This is a genomic window from Draconibacterium sp. (assembly GCF_041583095.1).
GTDB lineage: Bacteria > Bacteroidota > Bacteroidia > Bacteroidales > Prolixibacteraceae > Draconibacterium.
Window position 1 is genome coordinate 1 of record NZ_JBFHGM010000162.1, and the last position, 11,708, is coordinate 11,708.

The 11,708-nt window shown below is 42.5% G+C and carries 12 protein-coding genes; 8 read left to right on the plus strand and 4 right to left on the minus strand.

Translation table 11 applies throughout. The annotated features are described in order from the left end of the window. Window positions 1–114: 114 nt before the first annotated feature. The 3 genes from ABZB17_RS14655 to ABZB17_RS14665 form a co-directional block, all read right to left on the minus strand. Window positions 115–273 carry a hypothetical protein gene (locus ABZB17_RS14655; protein WP_372651085.1) on the minus strand — a complete coding sequence of 53 codons (159 nt, stop codon included), beginning with the start codon at window positions 271–273 and terminating at the stop codon, window positions 115–117. A 3-nt stretch (window positions 274–276) separates the two neighbouring features. Beyond that, window positions 277–1,227 carry a methylmalonyl Co-A mutase-associated GTPase MeaB gene (gene meaB, locus ABZB17_RS14660; RefSeq protein ID WP_372651086.1) on the minus strand — a complete coding sequence of 317 codons (951 nt, stop codon included), beginning with the start codon at window positions 1,225–1,227 and terminating at the stop codon, window positions 277–279. Window positions 1,228–1,320: 93 nt separating this feature from the next. Further along, window positions 1,321–2,418: a DUF1573 domain-containing protein gene (locus ABZB17_RS14665; protein WP_372651087.1), complete on the minus strand. Its 1,098-nt coding sequence runs from the start codon at window positions 2,416–2,418 to the stop codon at window positions 1,321–1,323. A 159-nt stretch (window positions 2,419–2,577) separates the two neighbouring features. Between ABZB17_RS14665 and ABZB17_RS14670 the strand changes: the two genes are divergently transcribed. The 8 genes from ABZB17_RS14670 (at window position 2,578) to ABZB17_RS14705 (ending at window position 11,116) form a co-directional block, all read left to right on the plus strand. Beyond that, on the plus strand, window positions 2,578–3,843 hold the full coding sequence (locus ABZB17_RS14670) for a sensor histidine kinase (RefSeq protein WP_372651088.1): 1,266 nt from the start codon (window positions 2,578–2,580) through the stop codon (window positions 3,841–3,843). 3 nt (window positions 3,844–3,846) lie between these two features. After that, window positions 3,847–4,554 carry a response regulator transcription factor gene (locus tag ABZB17_RS14675; protein WP_372651089.1) on the plus strand — a complete coding sequence of 236 codons (708 nt, stop codon included), beginning with the start codon at window positions 3,847–3,849 and terminating at the stop codon, window positions 4,552–4,554. A gap of 242 nt (window positions 4,555–4,796) precedes the next feature. Beyond that, window positions 4,797–4,961 (plus strand): 50S ribosomal protein L34, encoded by a 165-nt coding sequence (gene rpmH, locus ABZB17_RS14680; RefSeq protein ID WP_369681516.1) that lies wholly within the window; start codon window positions 4,797–4,799, stop codon window positions 4,959–4,961. Window positions 4,962–5,168: 207 nt separating this feature from the next. Next, window positions 5,169–5,975, plus strand: coding sequence for a PASTA domain-containing protein (locus ABZB17_RS14685; protein WP_372651090.1), 807 nt, complete (start codon window positions 5,169–5,171; stop codon window positions 5,973–5,975). 2 nt (window positions 5,976–5,977) lie between these two features. Next, window positions 5,978–7,018: an RluA family pseudouridine synthase gene (locus ABZB17_RS14690; protein ID WP_045032412.1), complete on the plus strand. Its 1,041-nt coding sequence runs from the start codon at window positions 5,978–5,980 to the stop codon at window positions 7,016–7,018. Then, window positions 7,011–8,000, plus strand: coding sequence for a D-alanine--D-alanine ligase (locus tag ABZB17_RS14695; RefSeq protein WP_372651091.1), 990 nt, complete (start codon window positions 7,011–7,013; stop codon window positions 7,998–8,000). The genes ABZB17_RS14690 and ABZB17_RS14695 overlap by 8 nt, the downstream gene beginning before the upstream one ends. 136 nt (window positions 8,001–8,136) lie before the next feature. Further along, on the plus strand, window positions 8,137–9,669 hold the full coding sequence (gene dnaB / locus ABZB17_RS14700) for a replicative DNA helicase (RefSeq protein ID WP_372651092.1): 1,533 nt from the start codon (window positions 8,137–8,139) through the stop codon (window positions 9,667–9,669). Between the two features lie 181 nt (window positions 9,670–9,850). Then, the gene (locus tag ABZB17_RS14705; protein WP_372651093.1) at window positions 9,851–11,116 is read left to right on the plus strand and encodes a hypothetical protein; all 1,266 of its coding nucleotides are present in this window, start codon (window positions 9,851–9,853) and stop codon (window positions 11,114–11,116) included. Between the two features lie 138 nt (window positions 11,117–11,254). On the opposite strand, the gene ABZB17_RS14710 is transcribed toward ABZB17_RS14705, so the two are convergent. Continuing rightward, the coding region (locus ABZB17_RS14710) for a hypothetical protein (RefSeq protein ID WP_372651094.1) at window positions 11,255–11,708 on the minus strand (454 nt) is incomplete at its 5' end.

An 11,708-nucleotide genomic window follows, 5' to 3' on the forward strand; every position in this document is an offset into this window, starting at 1 on the left:
AGTGTTAACTACATGAAAGATCTCATAAAACAAAGCAGGCAAAAGGATAGAATAATACCATTTTTTGCCTGCTTTATTACCGTTAATAACTATTTAAGATATTAACAGCTCCGTTTATTTTAATTTTGAATACGTATTCAATAACTCGGTGGCTGCAACAAACGAACTCATCTGATCGGTAAGCACATAATTTTCGAGCATTTTCAATTTCGTTTTAATCTCGGGATGATCGTAAAAGTTTCGTTTCAATTGCTCTTCAATGGTTTCGTACATCCATTATGTAGATTGTTCGTTTCGTTTTTGGTAGAAATATCCGTTATCAACCGTTTGTTTCCGGTAGTTTTCAATCTGCTCCCAAATGGTCTCAATTCCGGTTTTTTTATAGGCCGAACAGGTAACTACGTTGGCAGCCCACCCCGAATCTTTGGCCGGAAAAAGATGAATAGCATTTCGGTATTGTACTTTTGCCATTTCTGCTTTTTCAATGTTGCTGCCATCCGCTTTGTTAATGGTAATCAGGTCGGCCATTTCCATAATTCCGCGTTTTATTCCCTGAAGTTCGTCGCCCGCTCCGGCCAACATTAACAACAGGAAAAAATCGGTCATGGAATGAACAGCGGTTTCGCTTTGCCCTACCCCAACGGTTTCAATAAAAATATTGTTGTAGCCAGCCGCTTCGCATAAAATAATGGTTTCGCGGGTTTTTCGCGCAACACCTCCCAGCGATCCGGCCGATGGACTGGGACGTATGTAAGCATTCCTATCGCTGGCCAATTCTTCCATGCGCGTTTTGTCGCCCAAAATACTTCCTTTGGTACGTTCACTGCTCGGATCGATGGCCAACACAGCCAGTTTTTCGCCTTTGTTTGTTAGATATTTTCCGAGTGCTTCAATAAAGGTACTTTTCCCAACCCCCGGCACTCCGGTTATACCAATACGAACCGAATTACCACTGTGTGGCAAACACTTTTGTATAATTTGCTGGGCCAGTTGCTGATGTGCTGATTTTGAGCTCTCGACCAAAGTTACAGCCTTACTAAGCAGTGTGATATCGCCTTTTAAAATGCCGTCAACATACTCGTCAACCGACAGTAATTTTCTATTCTTTTTCAAAAAACGCTGAACCGAATCGTTGTTAACCATATCCGGTTTTTCCACTCCTGCATTAACTATCAACCCTTTGTACTGCGGGTCGTTTTCTATATGGTGTTTATCCTTTTCTGACATCCGAATAAAATTTATCGTTCAAAAGTACAGCAAAAAAGAAGGTGCTGCAAGTTTCGCCTGCAACACCTTCTGAAATATTGACTTTAAATAAACTTAGCCTGCATTAGGTACAACAATCTGGCTTGAAATGCGCAGTGTTGAAGTTGGTGTTTTTGGATCGTTGGTAATAACCGTGATCGATTTACTTTGACGGCCACGTTTTCCGCGCGAGTCGAAAGTAACTTTAATTGGCGCTGTTTCGCCGGCTGCAATTACACTTTTCGATGGAGCAACAGCAGTACATCCGCACGACGAACGAACTCGTCTGATGATCAAATCAGTTTTACCGTTATTGGTTAAAGTAAAAGTATGTTCCTTTTTGTCGCCCTGGTTCATTTCGCCAAAATCGTATGATGTTTCGTTGAAATCAGCCACAGGAGCTTTTGCCAACTCTTCTGCTGAAAGGTGCGAGAAATCTTCTTCGATTGTTGCACTTACGCCCACTGAATTTTTGTAGTCGTTACTTCCGTTTAACGACAAGTAAATTCGGTGCGATGCAAATCCATAAGTGTCGGCAGCATCCGAATCGTAAGTTACAATCAGATTACCCCTTCCGTTTGCCGGAATAGTTGCCGGTTCAACTTTGGCCTCAAGGTGCTTTGGAACGGTACGGAAACCTACTTCAACCGGCTTATCGGTATCGTTTACCAATTCCAGTTCTTTGGTTACTTTTTCTCCTTTTGTAATTTTTGCATACGACAGGTAGTTTGATTTTACCCGAAGATCTCCAATTTTCCTTGGATATTGCTCTGCCAGTGTTTTTTCGCGTGGTTCAACTTTTCCGTTAATTCTTAAAATAACAGTAGGGTTCTCGGCATTTGAGCTAACAGTTACCGATTTGTTGAATGACCCCGGACGGTTTTTAGGATCATAACTAACATCGATACTTCCACTTCCACCAGGTGCAACAGGTTCACGCGTCCACTTTGGAGTTGTACAACCACACGATGCACGAACATTTGACAGCACCAGTGGCGCGTCGCCCTTGTTTGTAAACTTAAAAGTTGTTTTTTGCACACCGTCTGACTCTTTAAACGAACCAAAATCGTATGCCTCTTTGTCAAAAACAATTTTTGCTTGTCCCTGGCCCATCGCTGTATTAACAGCAATCACCAGTGCAAAAACTGCTAATAGTTGTAAAATGCTTTTCATAATTTATTGATTAAATTTGTCTTTTCTTGAAATCTATAAAACAAATGTATTGATGCTTGGCTAGTTTCGCTGTTAACTGAATTCAATTATTTGTTAATGAGTTGTTAACTAAAGCCGGCAAACAAAAAAATATATAGCTTAGCTATTCAATAAAAATCCATGCAAGGTAAAGCACTTAAATACATTATAATGCTGGCAACTGTGTCGATAGTTGGCGTATTTTTGGTGCAGTTTGCTTTTATACGCAGTTCCTATAATCTTTCAGAAACACAATTTCAGGAAAGTGCAAGTGTGGCGTTAAAGGAAGTTGCCTGGCAGGTTATGCTGGCAACCGGAACCACTGAAACCTTCGATAGTATTACACCAGTTGAAGTGATTTCGAACAACACTTATTTGGTGAATGTTGGTGTGGCCATTGACAAAGATCTGCTAAAACAACACCTTACCACCCAGCTAAAAAGGCACGATATATATTACGATTATGAATTTTCGATATACAGCCCCATCCAGGAACAAATGGACGAAACCACGCTTGTGCATATCGACGAAAACGAGGAGCCATCGGATTTTGATTTTCCGCTAAACGAGGAATACACCAATTATTTTGGCATTCATTTTCCCGACCGGTCGCCTTACTTTTTAAACCAACTCTCCATCTGGTATTTTTTAACCGCACTTTTAATGCTGGTAATCTTTTTCTTTGGATATACCCTGTGGGTTATCATCCGCCAAAGGCAATTGTCCGAGATTCAGAAAAACTTTATTAACAACCTCACTCACGAATTAAAAACACCTATTTCGTCGATAGCACTTGCAGCAAACGTAATTAACGACAAAAAGATTTTGAAATCGCCCGACCGCCTGTTTAATTACACCCACATTATACAGGAACAAACAATACGGCTGTCGAACAATGTTGAAAAAGTGCTTAACTTAGCATCGATTGAGAAAAGCCGGATTCTGCTTAACCTGGAGAAGGTAAATCTCACCGCGTTCTTACAAGAAGCCAGTGATCATTTTCGGGAATCGAAAGCCGGACAGAATGCAAAAGTTGAAATAAAAACCAAAATCGGTGATTGTACCATTCTGGCCGATCGTTTCCACTTTGCCAACCTGGTATCGAACATTCTTGAAAATGCAGCAAAATACTGCGATAAAAAGCCGGTAATTGAGATTGAACTTCTGCAAAAGCAAAATAGTTATGAGCTTAATTTTATCGACAACGGCATAGGGATTCCACGCGAATACCGGAAACGGATTTTTAAAAAGTTTTACCGAATTCCGACAGGAAATGTACACAATGTAAAAGGTTTTGGTCTCGGTCTCGACTACGTGTACAAAATTGTAAAAACGCATAATTGGAAAATAAAAGTAAACGATAACCCAAAAGGGGGAAGCATTTTTAGCCTAACCATTCCAACGTAAAATATGAGCAACAATTCATTTAAAATATTATTGGTTGAAGACGACGAAGCGCTTCGTTTTATAGTAAAAGATAATTTAATGGAGCACGGCTACGACGTTGAAGTAGCGACCGACGGAGAAATTGCACTAGAACTTTTCGGGCAAAACAGCTTCGACCTGATTGTGCTTGATGTTATGCTACCAAAAATTGATGGTTTTCAGGTGGCCGAAACCATACGTAAAACCAACGACCAGGTACCGATTATCTTTTTAACGGCCCGCAGCATGACCGAAGACAAAATTACCGGTCTTACCATTGGCGGCGACGATTACATACCCAAACCGTTTAGCATGGAAGAGCTGCTTTTAAAAATCAAGATATTTTTAAAAAGAAGCCAGTCGCAACCAATCGATACTGAATCGTCGAGCGTTTTAAAAATCGGGAAGTTCGATTTTCATTTCGACGATCTTTCGCTAACATCCAGCGGAGACACCAGAAACCTTACACTAAAAGAGGCTGAACTGATTCGCTTTTTTGCCAAAAATGCCAACAAAGTGCTTAGCCGTAACGAGATTCTGGAAAACGTTTGGGGGTCCGACGATTATTTTCTGGGACGCAGCCTCGATGTTTTTATCTCGCGCCTGAGGAAATATTTTAAAGCCGATCCTTCGGTAAAAATCATTAACCTGCATGGTATTGGATTCCGGTTCTCGGTAAAAAAGGATAAATAGAAAAATTGTGAACGGCTCACCAAGGCACCACAACTGCATTCTAAAGCTATCAGAACAATTTTATTGATAAAGAATCGTGAACACTGAAAAAATACTTTTCTTTGCCCAGATAAAATACTGATTAATAGAAATAAACACACAAGGTGTATTTTTACAGAAAAAAGTGTTTAACTTTTTGGAAGAATTAAAAAAAGCACTATTTTTGCAGTCCGAAAATTCTGAATAGAAACAAGTAAAACTTTATAGAAATGAAACGTACATTTCAACCATCGAATAGAAAAAGAAAGAACAAGCACGGCTTTAGAGAAAGAATGTCGACTGCAAACGGTCGTAAAGTATTAAAAGCCCGTAGAGCAAAAGGTAGAAAAAAACTTAGCGTCTCAGACGAGCCAAGACATAAGAGATAATTCATTTTATCTTGTTACATTTTGCGGGAAGGTAAAGAATTCAATTCTTTACCTTTTCGTGTTTATGCATGTTTGTAAAGCGGCTTCTCCAAACCAAACTCCCAATATCATTTTATTCCATATTTGAAATTTGTTTAACGCCGAAATCCTTTCATCATACTTTTTTTGACTTATTTTTGTTCTCTTAAATAAGTACTGTACAAAAAAATGAGTTTAGGAAAATTTATCACCAGCCGTGCTTTTGCAAAGCACCTGTTAATTGCCCTTGGGCTTGTGGCGCTTCTGCTTTTTATAACCCTAAAAGGATTGCAACTATATACACAACATGGCGTTTCTTATCCGGTTCCGGCTTTAACAGGTTTGAGTATGGATGACGCTACGGCCAGCGCCGAAGCCAATAAGCTGCGCGTGGAAGTAATCGATTCGATTTACAACAAAAATTTTGAGCCGGGCACTGTGGTCGACCAATTGCCACTGGCCAATTCACATGTAAAAGAAAACCGAGTGATCCGCGTGACCATAAACTCAAACGAGCCCGAAAAAGTTGTTCTGCCGCGTTTAACCGACATTTCTTTCCGTCAGGCACAGGTACTTATCGAAAGCACCGGATTACAGGTGGGAATTATTTCTTACCAGCCATCGGAATATAACGACCTGGTGTTAAAATCGTTACAGGATTCGGTTGAAATTTATGAAAGCGATAAAATCGTTAAAGGTTCAGCTATTGATTTGGTTGTAGGCCGAAGCCGGGGAAATATGCAAACAACTTTACCTAACCTCACAGGCTTTTCACTGGATGAAGCAAAGTCGACCATTACCGACGCCATGCTAAATATGGGCGCTGTTATTTACGACGAAACTGCAGAAACTGCCGAAGACTCGGCCAGTGCAAGAATATGGAAACAACAACCGAATCCGCAATTTACAAAACAGGTAAATCTGGGGTCATCGGTTGATATCTGGTTAACCACCGACACTACAATTATTAACCAGGCTTACGAAAGAAATTTTTAATAATGGAAGATTACAATCAGGAAAACGAAGAACTGGAAGAGAACGGGCTATACGAACATTACCGTTTATCAGTCGATCCGGGGCAATCTCCCCTGCGCATCGATAAATTTCTTTCTAACAGATTAGACAATGCCTCGCGAAGCCGCATTCAGGCTGCAGCCGATGCGGGTAATATTCTGGTTGATGGAAAACCCGTAAAACCCAATTACAAGATAAAACCAAACGAGGAGATATTGATCGTAATGGATTTTCCGAGGCGCGAGCTAAAGATCATCCCCGAAGATATTCCGCTCGATATTGTTTACGAAGACGATCAGCTGATCGTGATAAATAAACCACCGGGACTTGTGGTACATCCCGGACATGGCAACTATACCGGAACTTTGGTAAACGCATTGGCCTGGTATTTCCGTGATCTTCCGTTGTTTAACAGCGAAGATCCGCGGCCGGGACTGGTTCACCGAATCGACAAGGACACGTCGGGATTGCTGGTGGTTGCCAAAACCGAATTGGCAAAAAATAAACTGGCGCTACAGTTTTTCGAGAAAACCACCGAGCGTCGTTATCACGCACTGGTTTGGGGAAGTGTAAAAGAAGATGAAGGTACCATAACCGGGCACATTGGTCGCAGCCTGAAAAACAGGCAGGTTTTTACCGTATTCCCTGAAGAAGATCATGGAAAACATGCCGTTACGCATTACAAAGTGCTGCGCCGTATTGGTTATGTTACACTGGTAGAATGCCGCCTTGAAACCGGGCGCACACACCAGATAAGGGTGCACATGAAGCACATTAACCACACACTGTTTAACGACAGCAACTACGGTGGCGACCAGATTTTGCGCGGTACTACTTTCAGTAAATACAGGCAGTTTGTACAAAACTGTTTTAAAGTGCTGCCCCGCCAGGCACTGCATGCCAAAACACTCGGATTTATTCATCCAACAACAGGAGAAAAAATGTTATTCAATTCGGAACTGCCTGAAGACATGGCTACCGCAATTGATAAATGGGAAAATTATATAGCAAATAGAAATGAGTAAGATCAACAAACCCAACATAGCCGTAATTGCCGGAGGCGATTCATCGGAATTTGTAGTGTCCGTAAAAAGCGGAGCAAACGTTTTAAAAGCTGTAGATACGGAGAAATTTACCCCCTGGTTAGTTCAGATGCAGGGACTAAACTGGGAAGTTTTTCAGAACGAAGAGAAAATTGCCGACGTCGACAAATCAGATTTTAGTTTTACCGTAAACAACGAAAAGATAAAATTCGATTTTGCCTACATCACCATTCACGGAACACCGGGCGAAGACGGGATTTTACAAGCTTATTTCGAATTACTGAAAGTTCCCTATTCCAGCTGCAACGTTCATGCGTCGTCGCTTACTTTTAACAAGTGGTTTTGTAACAACTACCTGCGCTCGCACGGCATAAAAATGGCCATTTCAAAGAAATTCACAAAAGGCGAAGCAATCGATGCCAAAGCCATTGTTGCAGACCTGGGCTTACCCATTTTCGTAAAACCAAATGCCGGAGGTTCAAGCTTTGGAATTACCAAAGTAAAAGAAACCGGCGAAGTAAAAGCCGCCATTGAAAAAGCATGGAAAGAAAGCGACGAAGCGTTGGTGGAACAATTTATCGACGGACACGAGTTTACCTGTGGCGCCGTTCGCCTGAAGGGTGAAAAAGTGGTTTTCCCGATTACCGAAGTAATTCCGCAAAATGAGTTTTTTGATTTCGAAGCAAAATACACGCCGGGAGCTACACAGGAAATTACCCCTGCAAGGTTACCCGAACCGCTTTTCAAAAAGTGCCAGGAGCTCACTTCTAAGATTTACGACTTATGCGAATGTTCCGGAATCGTTCGAATTGACTTTATTTTGCAAGGCGAAGAATTCTACTTCCTGGAAGTAAATACCACGCCCGGAATGACTGCTACCAGCTTTATTCCGCAACAAATCGGGGCAATGGGAAGCACGTTAAAAAGCATTATCACTCAAATAATTGAGGAAAAATTAGGCTAGTACACTATCAACAATTGTGAATAGCGCTGGTTGATAATAGAGCGCTTAATATCTTGTATCAGGCAAGGTAAATTTCTATTTTTGACATCCGTTACTACTAACGGAGCGGTAAATTTTTTATGCACACAGAAACAATATGGCACAACGAAAAAGAACCAATCAACAACAAAATACAGTAGAACAGATCAACGCCCAATACGGACAATTGCCACCTCAGGCAGTTGATGTTGAGGAAGCTGTGCTCGGAGCACTAATGCTTGAGCGCGACGCTTACGTTACGGTTGCCGATACTATTGATTCAAACAGTTTTTACAAAGAAGAACACCGAAAAATATTCGAGGCGATAAAAACCCTTTCAGGTAAGGAAAAGCCTGTCGATCTGTTAATGGTAACACAGGAGTTAAAAGACCGTAACCAGCTTGATGAGGTTGGCGGACCGGGATACATTACCCAGCTGACCCGCCGTGTTGCTTCGGCTGCACACATCGAATTTCATGCGCGTATTATTGCCCAAAAATTTATGCAGCGCGAGTTGATTCGTGTTTCTTCCGAAATTCAGACAAAAGCATACGACGATACCATCGATGTTGACGACCTGATCGATTTTTCAGAGTCGGCATTATTCCAGGTATCCGAAGGAAATATAAAGAAAGAGACTGTGCCGATTAAACCCATCCTGAACCAGGCAGTGCTGCAAATTGAGGCAGCACGCAGCAAGCCCGACGGGTTAAGTGGTGTACCATCAGGATTTACTGCGGTAGACCGGATTACTTCGGGTTGGGAACGTTCGGCACTGGTTATTCTGGCTGCACGTCCTGCAATGGGTAAAACAGCCTTCGTGTTATCGATGGCCCGAAATATGGCCGTTGATCACCGTCAGGCAGTAGCTATTTTCTCACTCGAGATGTCGTCGCTGCAGTTGGTTAACCGTTTAATTTCGGCAGAGTCGGAATTGGGTGGTGAAAAAATTAAGACAGGAAAACTGGAAGATTACGAATGGGCGCAGCTAAATCAGCGAATTAAAACGCTTGATGAAGCACCTATTTTTATCGACGATACACCTGCCCTTTCGATTTTTGAATTCAGGGCTAAGTGCCGCCGTTTGAAGATGCAACACGATGTTGACATTATTATTGTCGATTACCTGCAGCTGATGACAGCCGGAACCGACTCGCGCGGAAGTCGTGAACAGGAAGTAAGTATGATCTCACGCTCGTTAAAGGCCATTGCAAAGGAGCTGGACGTACCGATTATCGCCCTGTCGCAGTTGAGCCGTGCCGTTGAATCGCGCGAAGGCAAACGCCCGCAGCTGTCCGACCTTCGTGAGTCGGGAGCGATTGAGCAGGATGCCGATATTGTGTGTTTTATTCACCGTCCGGAGTACTTTGGTATTACCGAAGATGAATCGGGGAACTCGCTGCTAGGAATTGCTGAGTTGATCATTGCAAAACACCGTAACGGTGCCACTGCCGATGTTCCGCTGCGTTTCCAGAAAGAAATGGCGCGCTTCTCCGATCTCGATCCGCAATTCGATTCTGGAGATTTCTCGCAGGAGGTCCAAACTTTTGGCTCCTCAATGAATGAAGACGATGACAACCTGGCGGCCGGAATGACAACAAACAGCGGATTCGACAGTCAGCACTCCTCAACCAGCGATGCTCCGTTTTAGAAAGGATTAAGGATTTAGGATGAATGTCGATTGAAGATTGTAGATTAACGATTTTAGATTGATGAGTTCTATGACAGTAATAAATTTGCAGGAACTAACTTCTGAAATCAAAATTCGTTAATCATCATTCGCAAATCATATGAACCAATTGCCTGTTTTGCTGTAATAATACAAAAACAACATGCGCACACTCATAAAAATATTCCTTTTGCCGGTACTGCTCTTCATGGCATTGCATGCCGGAGCCGTTTCGCTACTTGTTCCTATGGACGAAATGCAAAAGGATCACCTGAAATCGTACGGCATTGCCTATTGGGTGTTGGAACAGGATATTGAGGTAAAATGGCTGCTTAACTACCGCGGAGGCAGTTTTTTAATGCAGCACTACCCCGAGATTGAAAATGAGTGTGTAATTCGTGGTGTTAGTTTCGAGGTGATCAGCGATGTACAGGCTTCAGGAATTTTAAACGAAATTGCCCAGCCCGATATGAATCAGGATGCCGTGGCAATGAATAAAGCGCCGAAAATTGCGGTGTATTCGCCACCCAACAAACAACCCTGGGACGATGCCGTAACCATGGTACTAACCTACGCCGAAATTAACTACGATATTATTTACGACGAAGAAATACTAAACGGCAACCTGAAAGATTACGACTGGCTGCACCTGCACCACGAGGATTTTACGGGGCAGTTTGGTAAATTCTGGCGCTCGTACCAGCACATGCCCTGGTACCAGGAGGAAGTGAGCATTAACAAACAGCTGGCCCAAAAACTGGGTTTTATGAAGGTGTCGGAAATGAAATCGTTTGTTACACGCGAAATACAGAAGTACGTGCAGAATGGCGGTTTCCTGTTTGCCATGTGTGCCGCTACCGATACTTACGATATTTCGCTGGCAGCAGTGGGTGTTGATATTTGTGAAAACATGTTTGATGGCGACCCGATGGAAGCCAACGTTGATGAAAAGCTCGATTTCCACAACACCTTTGCTTTCGAGAATTTTAAGCTGGAGAAAAGCCCGTATGTTTACGAGTTTTCGAATATTGATGCTACCGACCACCGCCATGTTGCCCGCGAAAACGATTACTTTACCCTGTTTGATTTTTCGGCCAAGTGGGACCCTATCCCCACCATGCTTTGCCAGAATCACCACAACCTGATTAAGGGTTTTATGGGGCAAACAACGGCCTACCGCAAAGAAGTACTGAAATCGAACGTGCTGGTGCTGGGCGAGAACAAACCGGCCAACGAAGCCCGTTACATCCACGGAGAAAAAGGCAAAGGATTCTGGACTTTTTATGGCGGCCACGACCCGGAAGATTACCGCCACCTGATTGGCGACCCGCCAACCGATTTAAGCCTTCACCCCAACTCACCGGGTTACCGGCTTATTCTGAATAATGTGCTGTTTCCGGCGGCTAAAAAGAAGAAGCGGAAAACCTAACGGTCGGCATAAGTAGTACCGGCTGGCAAGGTAATTTCCTGTTAAACCGCCACGCAGATGAAGCAGGCCATGAACCTTGAATTCTACCACACCGCCTACCAGTACTTTTACAAAATATTGGGTGCCGGTTTTTATTTTTCATCGCCTTTTTATTCCAAACAGAAAACGAATAACAGGAATACGTTTTACAAAACCGTAAACCAGAAAGGTTGACAAAATGGTGAATACCACAATTAGTGAATACTTGGTTCCTGCACCAATTGGTAATTTTATAATGTAAAAACCAGCAATTGTATTCAATAATAAATGGAATATATAAAACGGAAAAGAGGCCGACGATAAAGATTTCAGTACCCGATTGTTTGCTTTCAGACTACGATGCCCCAAACCCAGAATGCATAAGAGCCACATCCATCTGTTTAAATTACTTAGAATTAAAACTACAGTTCCGCTGCTGATGAACGAATAGGAAAACTGGCGAATTATTTCGCACGAGATTCCGGTTGCCAAAAAGAGCCAGGCGTATTTATCTATTGTATGCTGAAACCGGTCATCCATCATAAATAAATACCCACAAAAAAATATCAGAAAA

What these genes read in the sequence shown, in the direction of transcription:
- ABZB17_RS14655 (WP_372651085.1), bottom strand. Translation starts at nt 273, where the DNA reads ATGTACGAAACCATTGAAGAGCAATTGAAACGAAACTTTTACGATCAT.
- meaB (WP_372651086.1), bottom strand. Translation starts at nt 1,227, where the DNA reads ATGTCAGAAAAGGATAAACACCATATAGAAAACGACCCGCAGTACAAA.
- ABZB17_RS14665 (WP_372651087.1), bottom strand. Translation starts at nt 2,418, where the DNA reads ATGAAAAGCATTTTACAACTATTAGCAGTTTTTGCACTGGTGATTGCT.
- ABZB17_RS14670 (WP_372651088.1), top strand. Translation starts at nt 2,578, where the DNA reads ATGCAAGGTAAAGCACTTAAATACATTATAATGCTGGCAACTGTGTCG.
- ABZB17_RS14675 (WP_372651089.1), top strand. Translation starts at nt 3,847, where the DNA reads ATGAGCAACAATTCATTTAAAATATTATTGGTTGAAGACGACGAAGCG.
- ABZB17_RS14685 (WP_372651090.1), top strand. Translation starts at nt 5,169, where the DNA reads ATGAGTTTAGGAAAATTTATCACCAGCCGTGCTTTTGCAAAGCACCTG.
- ABZB17_RS14690 (WP_045032412.1), top strand. Translation starts at nt 5,978, where the DNA reads ATGGAAGATTACAATCAGGAAAACGAAGAACTGGAAGAGAACGGGCTA.
- ABZB17_RS14695 (WP_372651091.1), top strand. Translation starts at nt 7,011, where the DNA reads ATGAGTAAGATCAACAAACCCAACATAGCCGTAATTGCCGGAGGCGAT.
- dnaB (WP_372651092.1), top strand. Translation starts at nt 8,137, where the DNA reads ATGGCACAACGAAAAAGAACCAATCAACAACAAAATACAGTAGAACAG.
- ABZB17_RS14705 (WP_372651093.1), top strand. Translation starts at nt 9,851, where the DNA reads ATGCGCACACTCATAAAAATATTCCTTTTGCCGGTACTGCTCTTCATG.